The sequence below is a fragment of the Pseudomonas artemisiae genome, from assembly GCF_057128685.1.
Map to the genome: position 1 here is coordinate 42101 of NZ_JBSKHS010000007.1, position 23692 is coordinate 65792.

The following is a 23692-nucleotide window of genomic DNA, read 5'->3' on the forward strand; positions in this document are numbered from 1 at the left end:
TCTGATTTTGACGAATTTCCGACGTTTTTCACAATTTTTTCAGAAACCGTCAAAACCCCCACTTTGCTGTGCTTATAGGTAGGTATCATTGGGACATATATCGTCCAATGGAGTACAGCGTCATGAAACAACGCGTGATCGCATGGTTATTGGTAAGCCTGATAGCCACCCCTGCCCTGGCCACTGAATTGAAGGTTCGCAACGTTCGATTAGTAGACACCGGCCATACCACAAACATTGTTGGTACTGTGGTCAATACCAGTGATCACACCGTGCAGGGAGGCTACTTGGATATGGAAGTGACCAAACGTAATCAGGTCGTGGCCCGTGAGACCGTGGACGTACCGGATCTGGAACCTGGCCAGGCCTATCGCATCTGGCAACCGGTGCAATATGATGGCGCCCCTGCCACCGCCAAGGTACAGGCACATGATCCGGGTGTAGCGGTAAGCGCCGCTGTAGTGCCCTACCCTGGTACTGTGGTCGCCCAATAAACATCAAGGGCCGGCGTTAACCGGCCCTTTGTTTTTACGCCTTATTCACGCCGAGTAGCCAGCTCGGCGCCTTGACGCAGCGCTTCGAGCAGGCTGCGTTCATCAGCGATGCCTTTGCCGGCAATGTCGAACGCGGTGCCGTGGTCCACAGAGGTACGGATCACGTCCAGCCCCACCGTCACGTTGACGCCCGATTCCAGCCCTAGCACCTTCACCGGGCCGTGGCCCTGGTCGTGGTACATGGCGATGACCAGGTCGAAGTCCCCACGGCCAGCACGGAAGAACAGCGTGTCGGCGGGCAACGGGCCGGTTACGTCCAGGCCTTTCTCTTGCAACAGCTTCACTGCCGGGATGATTTTTTCTTCCTCCTCGCCATAGCCGAACAGCCCGTTTTCACCCGCATGGGGGTTGATCCCACATACGCCGATACGCGGCCGTTCGATACCGGCCTTGATCAAGGTGGCATTGCCGCGTTCGATGGTGCGCTGCACCAGCCCAGGCTCGATCTTACGAATGGCGTCGATGATGCCCATATGGGTGGTCACGTGGATCACCCGCAACTGCGGTGCTACCAGCATCATCGACACTTCTTCGACGTTAGTCAGATGCGCCAGCATCTCGGTATGGCCCGGGAATTTATGGCCACCGGCATGCAGGGCTTCTTTGTTCAGCGGTGCCGTACAGATCGCATCGATTTGCTTGGCCTGGGCCAGCTCCACCGCGCGTGCGATGTAACGATAGGCCGCGTTACCGGCCACTGCCGACAACTGCCCGAAGGGCAAGTCATCAGGGATGAGGTTCAGGTCGATGCAGTCGATGGTGCCGGGTTCGTACAAGGCTTCGCTGGCTTCCTGGATGCGGCGCACCTTGGCGCTGCCTTTGACGATGGCGTTGGCCTGTTCCAGGCGCCGGGCATCGCCGATCACCAAGGGCCGGCACTGTTGGTACAGCGCCTGGTGGGTCAGGCTTTTAACGATGACTTCCGGCCCCACGCCGGCGGCGTCGCCCATCGTGATGCCGATAACCGGAAGGTAATTACTCATGATTGTTCACCTTGTTGCGCAGGAAAAGAGACAGAACCTTCGGTGCGTGCCGAAGGTTCGGCGGCATCGCTTAGATACAGCCATGACGCATAAAGCGCGTGGTCGGTGCCAAAGGCACCGGCCTTGGTAATAACACCAGGGTGATGCCCCTCGCGGCTGGCCACGGGGGTACCGAAGGCCACCCCGGCCTCGATTTCACATTCCAGCTTGAGGCTGCCGATCCCGACCGCGCCCAGCATGGCACGCGCGGTTTCACCACCGGTGGCGATCAGCCCGCCCACCTGCTGGAAGTGCGGGCGCACCAGTTCTGCCAGGGCGGTAGAGAGCAAGGCACCCTCGGCGGGGTCAAAGGCTGCATCCCGGCCAATGCGTAGCAGCAGGTCTTCGCCTTGCTCCAGGCAATGGCCAATGCGCTGCTGCCAGTGGCGCCAATCCGCATGCTGTGCGCCGTCGCGCAACACTTGCGGCGCTACCGTTAAGGCGTGTAGCCCGGCACGGTCTTGCAGCATGGCGCACTGGCGCTCCGACACGGCTGACAGGCTGCCTACCAAAACCAGGATCGGGGCCCGTTGGTTGCGCGCAAGGGTGGTGCGTGGGCTTGCAGTGGTCAGCAGTTCTGGCAGCAAGGCGATTTCGCGAGCCAACCCACCTGAACCTACCCAAAAAAACGCATCGCTCATGCCCACCGTCACCTGAGCCAGGCGGCGCAGGTCCTCACTGGTTTGAGCATCGACAATCAGTGCCTGGGTTTCGCCACGAGCAATCTCAGCGATGTGCTCAGCCAGGGCAGCGGGGTCGCTCCGTAAGGCGGCAAGCGACAGCCGTGTGCTATGCAGGCCTGCGTCAGCCAGCATTACGCTCAGGTCAGCACTGCGGCCGGCGTGTTCTAGCTTCCATGTGTCAGTACTTTCAAGAAGCTGGCCGTTGACCAGCACTTGACCATTGAGGGTTGTACGCCCCGTGGCCGGAAAGGCCGGTGCCACGATAGCCAAGCCCGCCAGGGCCTGAAGGGCGGCTACTTCCGCTGCCCAGTTACCGCGTAGGGTGGAGTCGATTTTCTTGTACAGCCGCTGGCCACCCTTCAAGTGCGCCTGGCAAGCCGCCGTCGCCCGGGCCCCAGCCTCATGGGGCGACAAGCGCCGGGTATCGATATCGATGGCCACCACCTGAGCATCGCCCGTACGGTGGGCCGGGTCGAGGGCCACCACGGTATGCAAGCCGTTGCTGGCGAAGGCAATGGCGCAATCCGCCGCGCCTGACAAGTCGTCTGCAATGATCAACAAGGTCATCGGGTTGCCTCCCGTTCGGCCGTACCCACCGGCCGGTCGCCCCCATGGCGGGCCTGATAACGCTTGGCTACCATTGAGGTCACGATTGGCGAAAGCACTGCAGTGACTACCACGCACGCTGCCACCAGTAGCGTGGCGGAATTGGCCGCCTCGGTGTACACCGGGTTCGCCGCGGCGACCAAGGCCGGCACCGCGGCTGCGTTACCGGCAGTGTTCGCCGCGGCAACCCCAGCCACGCCAGTGCCACCGGAGAGCCGATCAGCCAGGTACAAAGGAATGCCGGTAAACACCACCACGCCTATGCCTAGGCCAATACCCAGCAGGCCGGCTTGCCACACTTTGTGTAAGTCCAGGCTGGCGCCCAAGGCCAACGCAAAGAACGGGATCATCACAGGTACCGCCTTGGCGAGAAAGTCGCGCATCTCTCGGTCCAGGTTACCCAGCAACATACCTAGCAACAGCGGCAGAATCGCGCCGACCAAGGTCGGCCAAGGGAAGGCCGCAAGCCCCGCAACCCCTAACGTGACCATGGTCAGGAAAGGCCCGGACTCAAGTGACATCACTGAATAGGCGCCCACGTCTTCGGAACGCCCGTATTGCCCCATCAGCGCCATGTACAAACCGCCGTTGGTGTCGTTCATGGCGGCGACCAGGGCCAGGGTGGAAATCCCCGCGAAAATACCCGAGCTGATGGGCTGCTCACCAAGGAAATGCCCAGCGATCAAACCGATCAGCATGGCGGTACCCACCTTGGTCGCGAACAATGCCCCGCCCTTCTTCAGCAGATAGGGCGTTGCCTTTATGTCGATGCTGGCACCCATGCACACGTAGAACACCGCCAGGATAGGCAGCGAGCCGGTGAACAGGGCATTGGTAAAGGAGCCAAAGAACTTCGGCATGTCCGGCAGGAAGGTTGCCACCAGCGACCCGATCAGCAGGGGCACGATCATCATGCCGCCAGGGACGCGTTCAATACTGCGCTTGATTGGAATCTGAGCCACGCAAGCTCTCCTTATTCTTATAGGTCGATACAGCGGCTAAACAGGTTGGCTGAGCGTAACGAGCAGCTTTGTGATCGATTCGGTCATAAGCTCTATCCTATGCCCGAATTTTGATCATAACAATCATTTTATTGATCATTTCACGCACCTTAGCGGGCAGTACAGCATGCCGCTGTTGAGCATTCGCGCAGTGGCAAAATGAAGGCTAGGATCCATTTACCGACGAGCGTAACGTCGACCGGGCAAAGTTTCGGCCTCTGTCGCCGATAGCGCTCACATCGTATTCAATTCTTTCGGTACTTCCTCTATGTTCAATAAACGGCTTAAACAGGACCTGCTTGACCTGCAACAGGAATTGAACAGGCTGCGCGCATTGGAAACAGGCATCGCCGCCGAACTGCTGGTGCTCACCCTGGACTGCAACCTGCGCATTACCAGCGCCAATGCCAAGTTCGTGCGCTTTATGCACATGGACGAGCGCAGCCTGATTGGCCGCATGCTGACGGAGTTCACGCCCGCGTACATCAAGGACATGCCCTGCTTCAAAAACTTCGTGCAGGCTATGAATACCGGCACCACCACGCAGGACGATTACCGTTTTATCAATGGCGAAGGCAGGCTGGTATGGCTGCGCGGCGCCTGGAATCCCACCAAGGGCGCGGATGGCCAGGTTCTGCAGATGACCTGCTATGGCTCGGACGTGACCGAAGCCATGGACACGTCCAAGGAGAACGAAGCGCTGATACAAGCCCTATTGCGCTCCACCGCTGTGATCGAATTCGATCCCAGCGGGAAAATCCTCACCGCCAATGAGCACTTCCTTAAGGCCGTGGGCTATTCACTACCGCAGATCGTTGGCAAGCACCACAGCATGTTCTGCGAGCCCACCTATGTGAGTTCGCCGGCCTATCGCGGCTTCTGGGACACCCTTAACAAGGGTATTTTTGTGGCCGACCGCTTCAAGCGTGTCGATAGCCAAGGCCGTGAGCTTTGGTTGGAGGCCACCTACAACCCGGTACACGATACCCAGGGCAAATTGCACAAAATCGTCAAGTTCGCCACCGTGGTCACCGATCAGATCGAGCGGGAGAAAGAAGTCAGCCTGGCGGCGAGTACCGCCTACGAGATCTCCCAACAAACCGACGTATCGGCCAACCGAGGGGCACAGGTGGTCCACGACACCGTGGCCACCATGAACAACATCGCCCAGCAAATGTCCTCGGCGGCCGTGGGCATCGAAGCACTGGGCGAACAGTCGTTGTTGATCAGCTCTATCGTGCAAACCATTGGCGGCATCGCTCAACAAACCAACCTGCTGGCCTTGAACGCGGCCATCGAGGCGGCCCGTGCCGGTGAGCAGGGCCGAGGCTTTGCCGTGGTAGCCGATGAAGTGCGCCAACTGGCCGGCCGTACCAGCGCCGCCACGGAGGAGATCGTGGCCGTGGTGCAAAAGAACCAGGCCTTGGTGGATGACGCCGTCACCCATATCGGCGGTAGCCGTGCCCAAGCCGAGCAAGGCCTGGAACTGGCCACCCAGGCCGGCACCGTGATCGTGGAGATCCAGAACGGGGCGCGTAAAGTGGTCAGCGCGGTGGAGCAGTTCGCCAAACAGCTGTAAGCCCGTGGGTCAGAACGCATTCACCTCGAAGGGCGCCATCTGTGCCCTAAACTTGGCGCTGCCCAACGTTTTGGTGTAGGTCTTTTGCTGGGCCTGCTGCCACAGATCCAGGGCCGCCTGCCTGGCGACGGCCGGGTTGCCTGGGTTGGGCTGAAGCGTGCGCATCAGCGCATAGGTGCCACACAGCATGACCGTAAGGTGGGCAGGGTCTTTGGTGGGGGCGGCAAAGCGTGCGTTGGACACCTTGCCCGACTTTGCCACATCCAGGGTCATATCCACCTTCGCCCCTTCACGCTCTAGCTTCTGGCGGATCACCGCGCCTTTTTTCTGCGTTCGAACGCTTTCGAAGGTGACCGAACCACAGTCGGCTTCTTCCTTGATAAACCGCTGCACGCCCGCCTGAAGCGCTTGGGGGGTAAGGTTAAGGCTGCCTTGAGGTTCGGCAGGCTTGGCCTTGGCGTGGGTTTTAGAGGCGGCCTGTACGGATGACAAGGGCACGGCGAGCAAACATAGCAATAACAGGCGGGCGACCATTCGAAGGTGTTCCTTTTGGTTGCAATAGGCAATGCTAGCAAAGCACTGCCCGCGCGGCAAAAAGCCTGGCATGAATGCCAAACTCCCCTATGATCGACCAGCGCCACGAATGACGTAGCGGGAGGGACCATGTTGTTTGCGGTATTGCTGGGCGGTAAACACCCTCGGGCCAAGATTGAAGTGCACGATATGGCGTTCGTGGTGGCCGACACCCTTGAGGCTGCCTATCCGCAATTGCGCCAACAATGGTTCGGCAGCCCCAAAGGCGTGCATATCGACGCCTGGATGGAAATCCACGGGGTTGAAGGCTGGAAGGTAGCGCTAAGCCCCCTCGCCCCCCGGCCCAGCGACCCTCGGTTGTATTTTATCAACCTGGGGGGTTACGACCCGCGCAGCTTCGGCGAAGCCCATGGCTATGGGCTGGTGGTCGCCCATACCACCGCTGAAGCCAAGCTTAAAAGCAGGGCCCTGGCGCACGTCCAATGGGCCGGTAAGCACTTGGACGCGCTGATGGATGTAGACGACTGCATTCCCATCGATGAAGTCAGTGGCCGCTACGTGCAGTTGACCGAGGCGCCCCATGCCGGCGTGGTGTGGCAGAACACCTACCTAGTATTGCCTTCCTGACGGGCCAGTAGCCCACCGCGCGGCCAGGCTCGGCCTGGTTATCCAGTGCCTTGAAACCCCTTCCATCAGTCGCCAAACTATATGGCACAGAGCCATCAGTATAAAGTTTCCGCTATCACAGCCGCTAATTACTCGTATCTGTGAGGCTCGTGTTTGGCTACCGTTATTCAAACCTAGAACCACAAAAATAATTTTGTAGTACAAGGACAATCACTATGAATGTGATGCAAGGCACTTTTGCCAATCTGTCAGTTAGCAAGAAGCTCGCCGTAGGCTTTGGTATCGTTTTGGTGCTTACCGTTATCAGCACTGCCATTGGGCTAAAAAGCACCAACCGCATGATCAAAAGCGCCGACAACCTGCAAACCGTCAGCCAGATCGAAACCTCATTGCTCGAAGCGCAGATCACCCGCGAGCGCTTTATCGCCCAGGGCGAAAAAGCCGATGCCCAGCGGCTGCAAACCTATATCGCCGAACTTAACCGGCAAATCGCCAGCGGCCTGGACTCCCTGCCCGAACGCCAGCGCGCAGAGCTGACCCAGATCCAAACCGCCGGCCAGCTTTATGAAAACGCTCTCAACGAACTGATTGCCGCCCAAGCCAGCCGAGATAACGCCCGCGCCACCTTGGTCACCAATGGCAATAACGCATTCAAGGCGTTTGACGTACTCCAAGAGGCCTTGTTTAAAAACGCCACGGCCGAACCTGGCGCCCAGCAAGTTCAGTTCGTTCAGCGCCTGAGTAAAACCTACCAGCAGCTGCTGCATATTCGTTATTTGGTCCGGGGGTATATATTCGAGCAAAATGAAAAATCCCTCGCGGCCGCTAACGAGGCCCTGGATAACGTTACCGCCGACCTTAAAACCCTGATCGGCGACACACCCGAGGAGCAACGCGCCCCGCTTATTGCCGCTGACAACTTCCTCGGGCAATACCGGGCCGCGTTCAACGCCTTTACCCAAGGCATCGTGGCCAGCCAAACCGCCGCGAAGAATATGTCTCAACAAGGCACCGCCATGCGCGACGCCAGCCACCGTATTCAAGAAAGCCAGATGGCCATTCGTAACCACGACGAACACAGCGCCAAGGCACAGATGCTGATTGGCCTGGGCGTGGCGTTGATCATTGCCGTGCTGGCAGCCTGGGTCATCACCCGCCAGATCGTCACCCCCCTCAACGCTGTGGTCAGGGCCTCCAACAGGATCGCCGAAGGCGACTTGAGCGAGGACGTGGTCACCGACCGTGCCGACGAACTGGGCCAACTGCAAAGCAGCACCCAGGCCATGGTCAAGAGCCTGCGTGGGCTGATCAGCCATATCGGGGCTGGCGCGGTGCAGATCAACGACGTATCCCGGCAACTGCTGAAAATCACTGACGCTGGCAAGGCGGGTATTGCTCAGCAGCGCAGCGAGACCGACCAGGTGGCCACGGCCATGAACGAAATGGCCGCCACTGTGCAGGACGTTGCCGCCAACGCGGCCCAGGCCTCCTCCGCCGCCGAGGCCGCGGATAAAGAAGCCCAAGAAGGCGACCGCAAGGTCAACCAGGCCGTTACCGAAATGGACCGCCTTGCCCTGCAAATGACCCTGGCGTCCGAAGCCGTGCAACAGTTGCAGCACGAGAGCGACCAGATCGGCAGCGTGCTGGACGTGATCAAGTCCGTGGCTGAACAAACCAACCTGTTGGCCCTCAATGCCGCCATCGAAGCCGCCCGTGCCGGAGAAGCAGGCCGGGGCTTTGCCGTGGTAGCCGACGAAGTACGCGGCCTGGCCAAACGCACTCAACAATCGACCACCGAAATCGAAAGCCTGATCAAAAAGCTTAAAGACGGCGTGGACAATGTCACTACCCTCACCAGCAGCAGCCGCGACCTTACCGCCAACACCTTGGTACTGGGCAACGATGCCGGTGCCGCGCTCAAGCGCATCACCTCGGCGGTATCCAGCATCCAACAAATGAACCTACAAATCGCCACCGCGGCCGAAGAACAAAGCTCAGTAGCGGAAGAGATCAACCGCAGCGTACTCAGTGTGCGCGACATCGCCGAGCAAACCGCTCAGGCCAGCGGCGAAACGGCCCGTTCCAGCGCCGGTATGGCGAGCTTGAGCGATCAGCTGCAGCAGCAGATTGCGCGGTTTAAATTGGGGTGAGTAAAGGTCTAGGCGCTGGCAACGCTTTAGAACGGGGTGGAAACCACATGCCCGCCCGCAATGCTGATTGACGATAGAGGGCAAGGGCTGCGGCCTTCTGCCCCCGAGCCAGGCCGATTTGCGCGTCGCTTCGTGCAAAATCGAACAACTGGCCTCTAGGGCCTAGCACCGGTTACCCTATTACGATACGGTCACTTGCTATCAGTTCAGGATCATCAAGCCAGGCTAAATTCATGACCGGTAAACTCAAGACATTCCCATCGCGCGGGCCCACTGACCACAGTGTTCGTGACCAGATCGTGGAAGCGGCCATGCAGCACTTTGGGCACTATGGCTACGAAAAGACCACGGTATCGGACCTGGCTAAAGCGATTGGTTTTTCCAAAGCGTATATCTACAAGTTCTTTGACTCGAAACAGGCCATCGGCGAGATGATCTGTTCAAACCGCCTGGCAATGATCATGGCCGTGGTCGATCACGCCATCAGCGAGGCACCTAGCCCTTCCGAAAAACTCAGGCGCTTGTTCCGAGCACTGGTAGACACCGGCAGCGAGCTGTTCTTTCAGGATCGCAAGCTCTATGACATCGCGGCCGTTGCAGGCCGTGACAACTGGCCGTCAGCGGCTGCGCACAGCAAACGCCTACATAGCCTGATCAGGCAAATTTTGCTTGAAGGGCGAGAAACCGGTGAGTTCGAACGCAAAACGCCGCTGGATGAAGCAAGCCATGCCATCTACCTGGTAATGCTGCCCTATATCAGCCCGTTGCAGTTGCAATACAACCTCGAAACAGCCCCTCTGGCGGCGGACCAACTGCCTGCGCTCATCCTGAGAAGCCTAGCGCCTTGATGTGTGACTATTGACTGATTTGGTCACTAGAAGCAAAATCGGATTCCTTCCCCCTTACCCGCGTAAGGAATCCTATGCCTTTGTTTCGCGCCTCTACGTTAGGTGTTTGCCTCCTACCCCTGGTTTTAGGGGCATGCGACAGCCAGCCCAATAACCCTGACCCCCGTATGCAGCCCCCCTTGGTCCGGGTGGCCACAGCCGGTAAAGCGCCGGGCACTCATCGCTCATTTACCGGCGTGATTGTCGCCCGGGTACAAAGTGACCTGGGCTTTCGGGTAAGCGGGAAAGTGATCGAACGCTTTGTAGATACGGGCCAGACGGTAAGGCGCGGGCAGCGACTGATGCGACTGGACCCTGTAGACCTGGGATTGCAGGCTAAAGCGCGAGAGCAAGCGGTTGCAGCCGCCAAGGCGCGTGCGTCGCAGACCGCGGATGATGAGCTTCGCAATCGCAACCTGGTTGCCAGCGGTGCGATTTCCGTGGCCGCTTATGACCGTATCAAGGCGCTGGCCACTACAGCCCAGGCAGACGTGCTTGCCGCCCAATCACAGGCGGCCGTAGCCAGGAACGAGGCGGGCTACACCCTCTTAAGCGCTGATGCCGACGGTGTTGTCGTGGACACCCTGGCCGAACCCGGCCAAATCGTGAGCGCAGGCCAGCCCGTGGTCAAACTCGCGAAGGCAGGCCTTCGTGAGGCCACCGTCCAATTACCCGAAACGTTGCGGCCTACATTGGGTAGTTCAGCTCAAGCCACGGTGTTCGGCAACACCCGCAAGGCGGGTACAGCACGATTGCGGCAACTGTCGGATGCAGCGGCGCCCCTCACCCGGACATTCGAAGCGCGCTACGTGCTGGAAGGCGAGCCTGCCAACGCCCCGCTTGGCTCGACGGTCACGCTGGCCATTGCGTCACGCCCTTATGATGAAAGTGGCTTGAGCGTGCCGATCACGGCCATTCATGACCCTGGTAATGGCCCCGGCGTTTGGATCATCTCGGGGTCACCCGCGAACGTCTCTTGGCGGGCCGTCCAAGTAGTTGCCGTGGGCGACGACCTGGCTACCGTGAAAGGTCTCCAACTGGGCGAGCTGTTGGTTGCACTGGGCCCTCACCTGCTGCATGAAGGCGAGCATGTGCTTATCGCGCAGCAGGAGGTACACACCATGACTGGAGGCCAGCCATGAGTGCCAAGGGTTTCAACCTTTCGGCGCTGGCAGTTCGCGAGCGGTCTATCACGCTGTTTCTTGTTTTTCTGATTGCTATCGTTGGAACGCTTTCGTTCTTCAAGCTAGGCCGCGCGGAAGATCCACCGTTCACGGTGAAACAAATGACGGTGATCACGGCCTGGCCGGGTGCAACCGCGCAAGAAATGCAGGATCAGGTCGCCGAGCCTCTGGAGAAGCGGCTACAGGAGTTGAAATGGTACGACCGCAGTGAAACCTACACCCGACCGGGCATGGCCTTCACGATGCTGTCGTTGCAGGACAAAACACCACCGGCGCAAGTAGAGGAAGCGTTCTACCAGGCCCGAAAAAAATTGGGAGATGCGGCGAAAACCCTACCTGCTGGCGTAACGGGCCCTCTGGTCAACGACGAGTTCTCAGATGTCACCTTTGCGTTATTGGCCCTGAAAGCCAAGGGCGAGCCTCAGCGGCTGCTCGTGCGCGAAGCCGAGACGCTTCGTCAACGTCTTCTGCACGTGCCTGGTGTAAAGAAGGTCAACATCGTCGGGGAGCAACCCGAGCGGATTTTCGTATCGTTTTCCCACGAACGCTTAGCCACGCTTGGTATTTCGCCGCAGGAGATCTTCTCGGGGCTCAACGGCCAAAACCTGCTGACCCCCGCAGGCTCGATCGAAACAAATGGCCCCCAGATAGTGGTGCGGCTCGACGGGGCCTTTGACACGCTGGAGACTATCCGCAACACCCCGATCATCTCCAATGGCCGCACGCTCAAGCTTGCCGATATCGCAACGGTGGAGCGCGGCTACGAGGACCCGGCAACCTTTCTGGTGCGCAATCAGGGCGAACCGGCGTTGATCCTTGGCGTAGTGATGCGCGATGGCTGGAACGGGCTCGATCTAGGTCAAGCGCTGGCTACCGAAACTGCCAGGATCAACCAAGGGATGCCCTTAGGCATGACGCTTTCGCGGGTCACCGACCAGTCCGTGAACATCAGCGCTGCCGTGGACGAGTTCATGATCAAGTTCTTCGTCGCCCTGCTGGTAGTAATGGTGGTCTGCTTCCTGAGCATGGGCTGGCGGGTGGGGGTGGTGGTCGCCGCGGCAGTGCCGCTTACACTGGCGATTGTGTTTATCGTGATGCAAGCCACCGGCAAGCACTTCGACCGAATCACCCTGGGCTCGCTGATCCTGGCGCTGGGGTTGCTGGTGGATGACGCCATTATCGCCATCGAAATGATGGTGGTGAAAATGGAAGAAGGCTATGACCGGATCAAGGCCTCGGCCTATGCCTGGAGCCATACGGCCGCCCCGATGCTCGCCGGCACGCTGGTGACGGCCGTGGGCTTCATGCCGAACGGCTTCGCGCAGTCCACTGCTGGCGAATACACCAGCAATATGTTCTGGATCGTCGGTATTGCCCTGATAGCCTCTTGGGTGGTGGCAGTGGTATTTACGCCCTACCTTGGGGTGAAAATGCTACCGGAAATCAAATCCATTGAAGGCGGGCACGCCGCCATCTACGACACCCCCCACTACAATCGCTTTCGCGCCTTTCTGACACGGATCATCCGCTGGAAGTGGGCCGTCGCTGGCATTGTAGTCCTTGGGTTCACGCTGGCCCTGGTAGGTATGGGGGTAGTGAAAAAGCAGTTTTTCCCAACCTCTGACCGCCCTGAAGTGTTGATCGAAGTGCAGATGCCTTATGGCACATCCATCGAGCAGACGAGCGCGGCAACGGCCAAGATCGAAGCCTGGCTTCATAACGAGGCCGCCGCAAAAATCGTCACGGCCTATATCGGCCAGGGCTCGCCTCGGTTCTACCTGGCAATGGCTCCGGAGCTTCCTGATCCTTCGTTCGCCAAGATCGTTGTGCTTGCAGACAGTGAAGCGTCCCGTGACACCTTGAAACTCAAAATCCGCAAGGCCGTTGCTCAGGGGTTGGCGCCGGAAGCCAGGGTAAGAGTGACCCAGCTGGTCTTCGGCCCCTACTCACCCTACCCCGTGGCCTATCGCGTGATGGGCCCAGACCCCCACGTGCTGCGTGATATCGCTGGCAAGGTGGAGGCGCTTATGCAAAACAGCCCGATGATGCGCACCGTTAATGTCGACTGGGGCCCACGGGTACCGACGCTGCATTTTTCGCTGGACCAGGACCGGCTTCAGGCCCTTGGCCTTAGCTCCAGCGCAGTGGCCCAACAGTTACAGTTTTTGCTTTCAGGGGTACCGATCACTGCGGTGCGCGAGGATATTCGTTCAGTTCAGGTGGTAGCGCGGGCAGCCGGTGACACCCGGCGGGACCCGGCTAAGATCGGCGGTTTCACCCTGGTGGGGGCCGACGGCCAGCGTGTGCCGCTGTCACAGATCGGAGCAGTGGAAGTCCGCATGGAGGACCCTATTCTTCGACGCCGTGATCGCGTGCCGACCCTCACCGTGCGTGGGGATATCGCAGAGCACCTACAGCCCCCTGATGTGTCCACCACGCTTATGCAAGCGCTGGAACCGATCATCGCCCAGCTTCCCGATGGCTACCGCATCGAGCAAGCCGGGTCGATCGAAGAGTCCGCCAAAGCTACCGCCGCGCTGGCGCCTCTTTTCCCCATCATGATCGCTATCACCCTGTTGATCATCATCATGCAGGTGCGGTCGATGTCCGCCATGACCATGGTGTTCCTGACCGCGCCATTGGGGCTGATAGGCGTAGTGCCTACGCTGCTCCTATTTGACCAACCTTTCGGTATCAACGCGCTGGTGGGCCTGATCGCCCTGTCCGGGATCCTGATGCGCAATACGCTGATCTTGATCGGGCAGATCGACCACAACGAAAAGCAAGGGCTGGCCCCCTTCCACGCTGTGGTCGAGGCAACCGTACAGCGCGCCCGCCCGGTGCTACTGACAGCATTGGCGGCGATCCTTGCCTTTATCCCGCTTACCCATTCGGTGTTCTGGGGCACCCTCGCCTACACCCTTATAGGCGGTACGTTCGGGGGCACGGCGATGACCCTGATATTCCTCCCAGCCATGTATTCGATCTGGTTTCGGATTCGCCCGGATACCAAGCCGTCCGCGCAACCAACCCTACCCGAACATTCATCGAACCCCAGCTACTAGCCATGCGGGGGCCAGGGTGCGCGGGATGAAAGCCCCGAGGCACGCCTACAACTGACAACGTGGAGATAAGCCATGAGACATCGAGAAGGTCAGAAACGCATTGTGGTAACAGGCACCGGGCTGGTCACGCCGCTAGGCTGTAGCGTCGAGCAAGTGTGGCGCAGGCTGCTGGAGGGCGTGTCAGGTATCAGCGCTCTCCCGCCTCACATCGGTGAGGGCACCGGCGTTGCAGTGGCTGGGCAGGTTCGCACACCCGACATGGACCCGGTGGCAGGCTACAACCCCGAGGCGCTGATACCTCCTAAGGAACGCAAGAAGATGGACCGCTTTATCGAGTTTGCGCTGGTGGCTGCTCACCAAGCCCTTGCCCAAGCGAAATGGCACCCCACCGATGAAGCGCGACAGCAACGCACCGCAACCGTTATCGGCTCAGGCGTAGGCGGCTTTGGAGCGCTCGCGGAGGCTATTCGGGTGACCGATGCACGCGGCCCACGCAGGCTGTCGCCCTTCACGGCGCCATCCTTCCTGGCCAACATGGCGGCAGGTCACGTCTCCATCGCGAACGGCTTCAGTGGCCCCTTGGGCGCCCCGGTGACTGCCTGTGCTGCCGGCGTTCAAGCGATTGGAGATGCCGCACGGCTGATCAAAAGTGGCGAGGCGGACATCGCCATCTGTGGCGGGACAGAGGCGGCCATAGACCGAGTCACGCTGGGGTGCTTTGCGGCAGCGCGGGCGCTTTCCACTGCTTTTAACGACAAACCCAGCGAGGCCTCCAGGCCATTCGATCAAGGCCGCGACGGATTCGTAATGGCAGAGGGCGCAGGCCTGGTGGTGATCGAATCGCTTGAGCATGCGCTGGCGCGGGGCGCAACCCCACTGGCGGAATTGATCGGGTATGGGACGAGCGCCGATGCCTACCATCTGACGGCCGGGCCTGAAGATGGAAACGGTGCTCGCCGGGCAATGGAGCAGGCGCTACGCCAAGGCGGCATCACCGCCGAGCAGGTTCAGCATATCAACGCGCATGCGACGTCCACTCAAGTGGGTGACAAGGGCGAGCTGGCGGCTATTCGTTCCTTGTTCGGCACCCGGGCGGGGCTTGCAATCACGTCGACCAAATCAGCGACGGGTCATCTTCTGGGGGCGGCGGGCGGGCTGGAGGCAATCTTTACCGTTTTGGCCTTACGAGATCAGGTGGTACCGCCCACGCTGAATTTGATTGCGCCGGATGAAGCCGCCGAAGGCCTTGATCTGGTTGGGTTAAGGGCGCGCAAGGCCCCAATAACCTACGCACTGTCGAACGGATTTGGCTTCGGAGGCGTTAACGCCAGCGCGCTGTTCCGGCGCTGGGAAAATCAGGCATGAGTATCCCGAGCAACACAGCGTTAGACAGGGCCTTGAGCGGGTGGCGATAGCCCTGCTCACAGCTGCGCGATAAGCTGCATTCAACGCACACCATTCTCTGCGCATTTCCAGCCATTACTTAGCTAGCCCATGGGGCTTTACCCCTATCAAGCCGCTAAGGCTGATAGGGGCACAACGTTAGATCGAGTGGCTGTAAAACAGCGAGAAGGACTCGATCCCGTCATTCGGCTCTTTGATACCGGCATTCGAATAATGGATCGCCCGGATCCCGACTTTCTGATCGGCGCCAATCTTTAAGCCCGCACCAATGCGATCTTCGAAGTTAAAGGATGAGCCAAACTTTTGGTCACCGGCTGTGGTACCGGTGAACATTGCTACACCGATGCCAGCCTCGACGAACGGCTTGATTTCGCCACTTCCAAACTCGTAAACGAACACTGGCGAGAACGACACAGAATGCCGGCCACCGGCTTCATCGCCAGCCTCCCAGTACGTATACCCCAAGTCCCAATAGCCCGTCAGCCGGCCAGTCTGGGTTGCCCACCATGACTTGTCCCAGTTGAAGCCTATGGCCGCCCGAGCGGTAACACCGCCCTGACTGGTAGCGCCCAATGCGCCAGTGAGGTCTGCCGCGGTCGCTCCAAAAGAAACCGAGTACAGTAGCGCAATCGCTGCGAGTGTTTTTTTCATATGTTTAACCAGGCTGGATTGATTGATCAGTGCAACGTTGGCTATTGAGGTGTGTGCCCTGAGCCTATAGCCACTGGCAGCCCACCACCCTCCCCGTAACGTCAACCATGACGAGCTGTTTTAACAAACGCCGCATCAGGGATAATTCTAGCGCGCGATATAGTAACGCACTACTATTATAGGCACTGCTTGGCTGTTTGGGCTCGACCAAGGCGTTTTATCCCATCGAGTGTTTGGCTATACAGCCCTACCCCAGGGGTTAACCGCCCTTACAGGTGCCTGTGGAAAAGGGTAGCAGGCAATCCTGTACCTGCCCTGGGTTTACCCTGGGGTCGGTAATTCGGTGGTAGGGCGGCGCTTAGCGCAATTACCCTCCCCGCCGCACCGCCTTGGCGGCCAGGTGCGTACTATAGAGGAAGGTAGTTAGGTAGGCGGGTCAGGTTCGAGCAGGGTGCGCCAGCGCGTTGAGAGTGTCGCGAAGCTCTGCAAGCCCCTCATGGGGCAGTTGACAGGCCGACTCGATTTTTTTCGTTACCCCGCAGATTTGCGGGCGAAGCCCTTCGCTTTGCTGGGTCAGCCCAATGGATACGCGTCGTTCATCTGCCAGGTCACGGGTACGGGTAACGAAACCCGAGGCTTCCAAACGCTTAAGCAGCGGTGTGATGGTGCCCGTTTCCATACCCAATTTTCCACCCAGCTCACCCACGGTTCGAGGGGCGTGGGTCATCAGCTCCATCATCACCAAGTACTGCGGGAAGGTCAGCCCAAGAGGCTCGAGATGGGGCTTATGCAGCCGCGCCACTCGATTCGCCGCACTGTAAAGCGCAAAGGACAGCTGCTGACCTATGTCTTGCCGGCTGCTCATGTATGCCTCATTTGTGCCTAAACAGCCGGCTATCATAGGGCGAAGCTTGAAACTTGCACAGCGGAGCTGCTGTGGTGTGTTCTGAATTTGGCTGTGTGGGCGGGTGTTTGTTCAAATTAGTAATGGATAATTACCATCAACAGCAATCATTGACGGTTATAGCTTATATATTTCTAAATATTTTTTATTTATGCTCTTACCCTAGGTATTCCTATAAAATAACACTATGACCTGAGATTTATTAGTGACGGCTGTTATTTTAGATCACCCTTCAACATGAATCTAGTCAATGACTACTTGATTGGTTGATTCTAAACCTCGGCCCGATAGGCCCCTTCAACCCTCACCCTACCGCTTTTTGCCTGCCGCGTGCCTGCAGGCTTACCTTCCTCCGCAATGGACGATCACAACTCATTGGATGAGCTGCTCGATATCCAAGCCCCGTACATCTGCCTGGTGAAGATCGACGGCGACAGCATAACAAGTGCAGGGCTGTTTATCGGCGACCTGGTGATTTTGGATCAAGGCCGTGAGGCTCGGGATGGGGATATTGTGATTGCCGCGCTCAATGGCGAGCCCGTGTGAAAAAACTGCACCACAAGGGCCGCGACGTGATTCTTCAGTCTGAAAACCGGCCTACGGCAACACTTCATTCCGGAAAGCGATGAAATGAGCATTGGGGCGTAGTGCGGTACAGATGCGCGATCATACCTACGCCTGAGCCGGTGTTTGCGCTCCGCAAAGCAGATTCGTTTTATGCATCGGTTGAAAGGGTATTTAGACCGGACCTGGCAAGACACCGATTGTTTCCAAGGCAGTATGGGTGGGGTACCCTGCTACAGGGGCCATGGATCAAGTGTCAAGGAGAAAAGGCACGAGCCACCACCGTCCCGCCCAAGTCGCGGGCGGAAGACGGCTTATTGGATCAGGCTCGTCCGAGCGGGTGATCAGAACCTTCTCCGACTAGGCCAACCAGTGCCTGAGTCGAGGTTTGTACCGAACGCTCGCGCTGTTTGGTTCCGAAGGCTCCGTACGGATAGCTGCCGGAAACAGGTGCGCTAATGGCCTCAAGTGCAGCCGTATCGTCAGGGCTCAGCTCTAGCTCGACCGCGCCGAGATTGTCCTTAAGATGCGCCAGTGTCCGAGCGCCCATGATCGGGGCGGTCACCCCAGGACGATTGGTCAGCCAGCTCAATGCCACCTGCGAGGGAGTAGCTCCGATATTCTCTGCAGTATTCACTACCAGGTTGATGGTCGCCCAGTTACGGTCAGACTCTGCGTACTCAGCGGCGACCCACTGATAAAGGGCATTGTCCGAGCCAGCACGCGTATCAGGTGCTGGCTTGGTACCGCGGCGGTACTTGCCAGACAAGAACCCGCCTGCTAGCGGTGACCACGGAAGGAGTCCAATCCCGTTATGCAACGCGGCCGGAACGACCTCCCACTCGATCTCTCGAGATAACAGGCTGTATTGTTCCTGCAACGTAACGGGCAGATTCACGCCCATTGCCTTGGCGGTAGACAGGACCAGCTGAAGCTGCCAGCCCGTGAAGTTTGAAAGGCCTACGTAGCTGATCTTGCCGGCTCGAACTGCGTCGTCCAGAAATCTGAGGGTTTCCTCGACTGGCGTTATCGGGTCCCAGCCATGCAACTGGTACAGGTCCACTCGCTCAACACCCAGTCTGCCAAGCGAGGCATCCAGAGCGCGTTGCAGATGGCGACGGGAAAGACCGACGTCGTTAACGTCAGGGCCGGTTCCGAATCGACCTTTTGTGGCCAGTACTACGCGATCGGTCATTTCAGCCGGTCGGCTTTTTAGCCACCGTCCTACGATCTGTTCCGATGCACTTCCGGCGTACACGTCAGACGTATCGATCAGGTTGCCACCTTCCTCCAGAAAAGCATCCAGGATCTCGAAGGATACGGCTTCGGCAACGATGTCACCGAAGTACATGGTGCCTAGACCTAATGTGGACACGGCCATGCCGGTATTGCCCAGGGTGCGGTATTTCATTACAAGATCTCCATTAGCCTATTGATGAAACGTGAAAAGGCGGTTGAGCAAAACGGGTCGAACGCTCTACCGGCGCTTTCACTCGTCGCGAGAAACTGCTAGTGAGCGGTCGAGCCAGGCCAGGATCAGATCGGCAATCTGAAGATTGTTTTTATCCTGCATGATCATGTGACTGTTGCCCCGGATCCCATGCTTGGGAGGGTGCAGCATTTCAGCCTGCCCGTTGGCGTCACGGATCCGGCCGATCAAACGTTCACACTCGTCAAAACGATCTTGCCAGCCAGGTCCCGGCAGGTAGGTGGGAGCCTCCAGGTGATCGCCGTAGACAATTAGCAGAGGCACCTTGGCCAACGTTTTGATCTGGTCCTGCGTCCAGGAGTCAGCAGCACAACTTCCCGGTTCGACCAGGACCATGGCTTTAACCGCTGAGGGGTTTAGCAGCGCGGTTTCGATTGGATAAGTACCCGACTGGGAATGGCTGATCAGTACCGCTCCATCGACCTGTTCAGCCAGGCTCGAAAGAGCCCGATAGTTGGGATTGGGCGTGGGCAGGGCTGCGCCCAGATCCGGAATACCCTGTCGTGAGAGCTCGGACGCCGCTTGCACCGGAAACTGTGAGTCAGGAAATGGTACTCCGTCCTCTGGGCCGAACCTGAAATTTGCCCATGCCGCGAAGCGATCCCCCATCCGCACCATCGGTGGCTGTTTCTCTCGACCTTCCAGACCGGCGCCGACATTGTTGAAGACCGCTTGATTGAATCCTGAGCGCGCGCGGCCTACCTGGTCGATCACGTATGTGGGGTGAGCGTTTCGTACAAAGTATTCGTACCAGCCCATTCGTCCATCGGGGGTCGTATCGAAACTGGCGCCACTAAGGGCTGCGCCGTGAACCATGATAACCGGCGCTTTTTTCTCTCCCGAAGGCGACATGAATTCCACGAACATCTGGTTGATCGTCACCCGATCGGCAGGACGGCGGCTACCCAACTCGACGTAGCTTTGTTCAGCCGTTTCACCGCCGATAAAGAAGCTACCGCGTGACTGCAGCGTCAGCGGCGTATCAGGGGTCTGAATGTTTTTGATGTCTTGCGCCATAAGATTCGTACCCGTACCGAGTAAACCGAACATCACCAAGGGCAGAAAGCACCAGGCGGTAGCTCGTTTACGGTGTTCTTTATTGAGGTTCAATTGGTGGCCTGCAGACGGTTGAACGTGGCAAGGACAGAGCGGCCAGGCTCTTTTGAAAAATCTGGTGCGAGCTGCGCCGCAAGGCTCATCACAGAAGTCGGGACAGCCCCCGCAAGCTCCATCTGGCGCAGCACAGCAGACTCGGTTCGGGCCGAGGAGCTGCCCACCGCGTCAACAGGGATGAAAACCCTATAACCCGCCTTGAGTGCCGCAAGTGCCGTTTGGAGAACGGCAACTTCAGTCGCATAACCAGAAACAACCAGCGTCTTGCGCCGGTGCTGGGCCAGTGCCGAGACCATCGAATGGTCGGTGAAACTCCCTGCCAATATCCGGCGAAACGTATTCTTCTCGTTCGAATAAGGCTGTAACTCGCTGAGCAATTTGCCGGCGTTCCCAGCAACGGGCACGAGCGAATAGGTCATCGGAAGACCCAAGAGGCGGGCAACCTCAGCAAGAACCGCGGCGTTCGCCGCCAACGCTGCAGGCGCATTGGATTTGCTGGCTTTGGTCAGTTCATGCTGCATGTCGACAAACAGAATCTGCACGTCCTGAAGGTTGACCTCAAAATCAGCAGCTAGATGACCAATGCCTGCTCCGCCCGGATGGAAATTATTGGAACTGGTTTCCGGCGCGGCTCGGGCACTCCTGCTCATGCCACTCAGCAGAGGAACGCTTAGTAATGCTGCTCCCGCCTTTAGCAGCTTTCGACGCCCGGGTGTAAGTACGGCTGTGTCAGCAGGCTGGTCGCCATTCATCGCTATGCCTCGAAGAAAATTCAGATCATCCGATCTACTCACACATTAGAGAGATAGAATCGTGGATTATTCATGTATTCAATTCATAGCTGCATTCAGACTGTGCTGATCACTATTGTTGGCTCTGCACGTTAGAGTGGTAGGTTGCGGTGAGCCTCGATCGTTCCTCTTCAGGGGAACAACTATCGGAAGAACGTAGATGCGCCGTGAGAATTACAGCGATGTCATCGGCTTCATTGCCGTTGCTAGGGAACGCAGCTTCACAAGGGCGGCGGATCAGTTGGGCATCACTCAATCAGCCCTTAGCCATAGCATTAGCTCGCTTGAAAAGCGCTTGGGGATTCGTTTATTGATGCGTACAACACGCAGCGTGTCCCCTACCGAAGCGGGGGAGCGGCTGCTTGAAAACGTGGCACCGCGCTTCGAAGAAATCGAAGCGCAGCTTTCCGCTATCAGGGATCTGCGAGACAAGCCCAGTGGGACCATTCGGATTACCGCCACTGACTTCGCCATTGACCAGGTGTTGTGGCCAAGACTGCAAGGCTTCCTCACCGAGCATCCCGATGTCACCGTCGAAATGATCAGTGATTATGGATTGGCCGACATCGTAGATCAGCGCTACGACATGGGCGTACGAATGGGGGATGATGTGGCAGCAGGCATGATCGCCGTGAGGATATCTCCAGACATACGCTTTGTGATCGTCGCAGCTCCGTCCTACCTAAGGCACAAGCCTGTGCCGCTGACGCCCCAAGACCTTGCCAATCACAGCTGTATCAATCTGCGCTTACCTACCCGTGGGGGCTGTTACGCCTGGCAGTTGTGTAAAGGAAAGGAGCAGGTAAACGTAAGGGTTACAGGTCAGCTTATCTTCAATGGCGTTGGCCAGATTGCCAATGCGGCGGTGGCCGGCTACGGGCTTGCCTTCATGCCTGAAGAGACCGTTGCCTCCTATATCGAGACGGGGAAGCTGGAAATTGTGATGAAAGACTGGGCACCTACTTTCCCAGGTTTGCACCTGTATTACGCAAGTAGGCACCAGCCTTCGTTAGCCATGAGGCTTGTAGTGCAGGCGCTCAAATACCACGCCTGATAGACAACCGGCCATGTAGCCCGCGAGGATTCGCTCGTAGCGTCGACGAATCCTTGCTTACCGCTAAGTCAGTGAGCGAATCAGGCAGGTTGTGGAGCCGTAGGCAAGTATCTTTCCGTCAGCGTTTTTAATCGTTCCCTCCGCGACCCCCAAACTGCGTGAGATATTAATTACGGTTGCCTCAGCAATTACATCCTCGTTAAACGGAATGGGCCGCAGCATTTTAACGTTCAGGTCGATGGTGCCGTAGGTCAGTCCTGCTTCCAGCATCGAATGCACGGCGCAGCCCAAAACCGAATCCAAAACGGTGGCCGCAAACCCACCGTGCACCCCACCGAGCGGGTTTGTATGCCGGGTATCGGCTCTGGCTATTTGCTTTACATACCCAAGCTCGACGGCGACACCTCGCATCGGTATCGTTTGGGATATTGGCGGAGACGGGATATCCCCATTCAACATAGCTCGAAGCAACTCTAGGCCGGACATGTTTGAAATCTGCACAGTCGCTCCAGAATTTAGTGTGATCGGTTTGCCGCCAAGCATGGACTTACGCAAGCAAACCTAATGTGGGATATCAGGCCAACTTGACGTTCATGGTGATCCTGGCGGTAAACACCTTCACTCCGCCCTCGTCGAAGATGTCCACCGGAACAGTCTTGTCGCCAGCACTTTCCCAGTCGATTGCGCTGCCATCAGCCACAGCCTTGATAGCAGTCTTCGCTTTCGCCAGATACTCAACCGTCATGCCCTTGGGAATCCATTTGCCGCCAGCCGGGATAGAGGCGTCTGTCATGATGCCTCCAGCCAACTCAGCAGCATTGCATAGCGCAATCGCGTGCACGGATGCGAGATGGTTCGTGATTTCTTTACGAAACGGCACGTTGACTACCGCGTGTCCGGGGGATAGCTCAGATATCTCGGGATTGATGGTGCTGAAGTAGGGGGCGAACTGGCAGGCCATGCTGCTAAAAGCGGCAGGGCCCACGCTGTTGAACATGCTCAGTGCCTGGCTCATGGGGTGGCTCTCTTGTTAGGAAAACAGAATATTGCTCTGTTACAGAACAATATTCTTTTGCTCGAAATGTTGTCAAGCTCCGCCTTCCTCTCTCTACCAGCAAACTTTAGAATCCGTTTTTTTGGCGCTCTCCCATGCAACCCTCTGACTTGCTCGAACGCGTATACCCTGGAAGGCGAACCGACCTGAAACGCGCCATCCTTGGACAGGCGCTCACGTTTTTTAACGATGTCGGCATTGAAGCTACGACCATTGAATCGATCCGGGCTCGATGCGAAACCAGTGTTGGTGCGATCTACCACCACTTTGGAAACAAGGAAGGCCTGGTAGCAGCGCTTTTTTTCGCGGCCCTCGATGACCAGGCCAGGTTGCGCAGCGAATATCTGGAAAAGGCAAACACTGCAGAAGCAGGCGTATATGCGCTGGTGCACAGCTATGTGGACTGGGTAGACGCACAACCGGAATGGGCGCGCTTCGTCCTGCATGGCAGATCTGCTGTGTCGAGCGGTCCGTTCAAGGACGAACTGGCGACCCGCAATAAACAGCGCAATAAAAGCCTGCTTGAGTGGATGACGGCCAAAGACAAGGCAGAGCATTTCACCCATATTCCGACAGAGCTTCTGCCTTCGCTCATTATCGGACAAGCCGAGAGCTATTCCAGAGCCTGGCTCTCCAAGCGTGTTCAGAAAAGCCCAAGGCACTATAGAGACCTGCTCGCGAGCGCCGCATGGCAGTCCATTACGGGCCTTTCATCCAACAATTGAGATTGCTCTTAATGCCAGCGGCACTGAGAGCAACACGTTGTAGCGCCGGTA

At 58.0% G+C, this 23692-nt stretch carries 21 protein-coding genes and 3 pseudogenes; 13 read left to right on the forward strand and 11 right to left on the reverse strand.

Features of this window, described 5'->3' with window-relative positions; all coding sequences use genetic code 11:
- The first annotated feature begins 122 nt into the window (after window positions 1–122).
- A complete protein-coding gene (locus ACWKV4_RS10265; RefSeq protein ID WP_483831973.1) occupies window positions 123–494 on the forward strand; it encodes an FxLYD domain-containing protein in 372 nt (123 codons plus the stop codon).
- Window positions 495–535: 41 nt separating this feature from the next.
- Here ACWKV4_RS10265 and pdxA read toward each other — a convergent pair whose 3' ends face one another.
- The 3 genes from pdxA to ACWKV4_RS10280 are packed head-to-tail and all read right to left on the reverse strand — an operon-like array spanning window position 536 to window position 3827.
- Window positions 536–1537 carry a 4-hydroxythreonine-4-phosphate dehydrogenase PdxA gene (pdxA, locus tag ACWKV4_RS10270; RefSeq protein ID WP_483831974.1) on the reverse strand — a complete coding sequence of 334 codons (1002 nt, stop codon included), beginning with the start codon at window positions 1535–1537 and terminating at the stop codon, window positions 536–538.
- Entirely contained in the window at window positions 1534–2826 is a 1293-nt protein-coding gene (locus tag ACWKV4_RS10275) for a four-carbon acid sugar kinase family protein (protein WP_483831975.1), read from the reverse strand. The genes pdxA and ACWKV4_RS10275 overlap by 4 nt, the downstream gene beginning before the upstream one ends.
- Window positions 2823–3827 (reverse strand): 2-keto-3-deoxygluconate permease, encoded by a 1005-nt coding sequence (locus ACWKV4_RS10280; protein WP_483831976.1) that lies wholly within the window; start codon window positions 3825–3827, stop codon window positions 2823–2825. Before ACWKV4_RS10280 ends, ACWKV4_RS10275 begins: the two co-directional genes overlap by 4 nt.
- A 307-nt stretch (window positions 3828–4134) precedes the next feature.
- Between ACWKV4_RS10280 and ACWKV4_RS10285 the strand changes: the two are divergent.
- Together ACWKV4_RS10285 and ACWKV4_RS10290 are read left to right on the forward strand one after the other, a co-directional pair.
- A pseudogene (locus ACWKV4_RS10285) lies at window positions 4135–4911 on the forward strand (PAS domain-containing protein); the annotation flags it as partial.
- 99 nt (window positions 4912–5010) lie between these two features.
- Window positions 5011–5445, forward strand: a pseudogene (locus ACWKV4_RS10290) (methyl-accepting chemotaxis protein); the annotation flags it as partial.
- Between the two features lie 9 nt (window positions 5446–5454).
- Here ACWKV4_RS10290 and ACWKV4_RS10295 read toward each other — a convergent pair.
- Window positions 5455–5979, reverse strand: coding sequence for a hypothetical protein (locus ACWKV4_RS10295; protein WP_483831977.1), 525 nt, complete (start codon window positions 5977–5979; stop codon window positions 5455–5457).
- 129 nt (window positions 5980–6108) lie between these two features.
- Between ACWKV4_RS10295 and ACWKV4_RS10300 the strand changes: the two genes are divergently transcribed.
- From ACWKV4_RS10300 to fabF, 7 genes and pseudogenes are all read left to right on the forward strand, one after another.
- Window positions 6109–6606: a DUF1543 domain-containing protein gene (locus ACWKV4_RS10300; protein WP_483831978.1), complete on the forward strand. Its 498-nt coding sequence runs from the start codon at window positions 6109–6111 to the stop codon at window positions 6604–6606.
- Between the two features lie 338 nt (window positions 6607–6944).
- Window positions 6945–7895, forward strand: a pseudogene (locus tag ACWKV4_RS10305) (methyl-accepting chemotaxis protein); the annotation flags it as partial.
- The gene (locus ACWKV4_RS10310; protein ID WP_483832120.1) at window positions 7890–8756 is read left to right on the forward strand and encodes a methyl-accepting chemotaxis protein; all 867 of its coding nucleotides are present in this window, start codon (window positions 7890–7892) and stop codon (window positions 8754–8756) included. The pseudogene ACWKV4_RS10305 and the gene ACWKV4_RS10310, both read left to right, overlap by 6 nt.
- Before the next feature lie 233 nt (window positions 8757–8989).
- Complete coding sequence (locus ACWKV4_RS10315) at window positions 8990–9604, forward strand: TetR/AcrR family transcriptional regulator (protein ID WP_483831979.1); 615 nt, start codon at window positions 8990–8992, stop codon at window positions 9602–9604.
- A gap of 74 nt (window positions 9605–9678) precedes the next feature.
- A complete protein-coding gene (locus ACWKV4_RS10320) occupies window positions 9679–10785 on the forward strand; it encodes an efflux RND transporter periplasmic adaptor subunit (protein WP_483831980.1) in 1107 nt (368 codons plus the stop codon).
- Complete coding sequence (locus ACWKV4_RS10325; RefSeq protein ID WP_483831981.1) at window positions 10782–13892, forward strand: efflux RND transporter permease subunit; 3111 nt, start codon at window positions 10782–10784, stop codon at window positions 13890–13892. Before ACWKV4_RS10320 ends, ACWKV4_RS10325 begins: the two co-directional genes overlap by 4 nt.
- A 72-nt stretch (window positions 13893–13964) precedes the next feature.
- On the forward strand, window positions 13965–15257 hold the full coding sequence (fabF, locus tag ACWKV4_RS10330; RefSeq protein WP_483831982.1) for a beta-ketoacyl-ACP synthase II: 1293 nt from the start codon (window positions 13965–13967) through the stop codon (window positions 15255–15257).
- A gap of 177 nt (window positions 15258–15434) precedes the next feature.
- On the opposite strand, the gene ACWKV4_RS10335 is transcribed toward fabF, so the two are convergent.
- Together ACWKV4_RS10335 and ACWKV4_RS10340 are read right to left on the reverse strand one after the other, a co-directional pair.
- Complete coding sequence (locus tag ACWKV4_RS10335; protein ID WP_483831983.1) at window positions 15435–15947, reverse strand: acyloxyacyl hydrolase; 513 nt, start codon at window positions 15945–15947, stop codon at window positions 15435–15437.
- Window positions 15948–16383: 436 nt separating this feature from the next.
- A complete protein-coding gene (locus ACWKV4_RS10340) occupies window positions 16384–16812 on the reverse strand; it encodes a MarR family winged helix-turn-helix transcriptional regulator (protein WP_483831984.1) in 429 nt (142 codons plus the stop codon).
- A 396-nt stretch (window positions 16813–17208) separates the two neighbouring features.
- Between ACWKV4_RS10340 and ACWKV4_RS10345 the strand changes: the two genes are divergently transcribed.
- A complete protein-coding gene (locus ACWKV4_RS10345; RefSeq protein WP_483831985.1) occupies window positions 17209–17397 on the forward strand; it encodes a LexA family protein in 189 nt (62 codons plus the stop codon).
- Between the two features lie 340 nt (window positions 17398–17737).
- Here the strand turns inward: ACWKV4_RS10345 and ACWKV4_RS10350 are convergent, their stop codons facing one another.
- From ACWKV4_RS10350 to ACWKV4_RS10360, 3 genes are all read right to left on the reverse strand, one after another.
- A complete protein-coding gene (locus tag ACWKV4_RS10350) occupies window positions 17738–18826 on the reverse strand; it encodes an aldo/keto reductase (protein ID WP_483831986.1) in 1089 nt (362 codons plus the stop codon).
- Between the two features lie 78 nt (window positions 18827–18904).
- Window positions 18905–20014 carry an alpha/beta hydrolase family protein gene (locus ACWKV4_RS10355; protein ID WP_483831987.1) on the reverse strand — a complete coding sequence of 370 codons (1110 nt, stop codon included), beginning with the start codon at window positions 20012–20014 and terminating at the stop codon, window positions 18905–18907.
- Complete coding sequence (locus ACWKV4_RS10360) at window positions 20011–20667, reverse strand: cysteine hydrolase family protein (protein ID WP_483831988.1); 657 nt, start codon at window positions 20665–20667, stop codon at window positions 20011–20013. The genes ACWKV4_RS10355 and ACWKV4_RS10360 overlap by 4 nt, the downstream gene beginning before the upstream one ends.
- A 301-nt stretch (window positions 20668–20968) precedes the next feature.
- Between ACWKV4_RS10360 and ACWKV4_RS10365 the strand changes: the two genes are divergently transcribed.
- Entirely contained in the window at window positions 20969–21862 is an 894-nt protein-coding gene (locus tag ACWKV4_RS10365) for a LysR family transcriptional regulator (RefSeq protein WP_483831989.1), read from the forward strand.
- Window positions 21863–21925: 63 nt separating this feature from the next.
- Here ACWKV4_RS10365 and ACWKV4_RS10370 read toward each other — a convergent pair whose 3' ends face one another.
- Complete coding sequence (locus ACWKV4_RS10370; RefSeq protein ID WP_483831990.1) at window positions 21926–22363, reverse strand: PaaI family thioesterase; 438 nt, start codon at window positions 22361–22363, stop codon at window positions 21926–21928.
- A gap of 73 nt (window positions 22364–22436) precedes the next feature.
- Window positions 22437–22877 carry a hotdog fold domain-containing protein gene (locus ACWKV4_RS10375; RefSeq protein ID WP_483831991.1) on the reverse strand — a complete coding sequence of 147 codons (441 nt, stop codon included), beginning with the start codon at window positions 22875–22877 and terminating at the stop codon, window positions 22437–22439.
- A 134-nt stretch (window positions 22878–23011) separates the two neighbouring features.
- On the opposite strand from ACWKV4_RS10375, the gene ACWKV4_RS10380 reads away from it, so the two are divergent.
- A complete protein-coding gene (locus ACWKV4_RS10380; protein ID WP_483831992.1) occupies window positions 23012–23641 on the forward strand; it encodes a TetR/AcrR family transcriptional regulator in 630 nt (209 codons plus the stop codon).
- The last annotated feature ends 51 nt before the right edge of the window (window positions 23642–23692 follow it).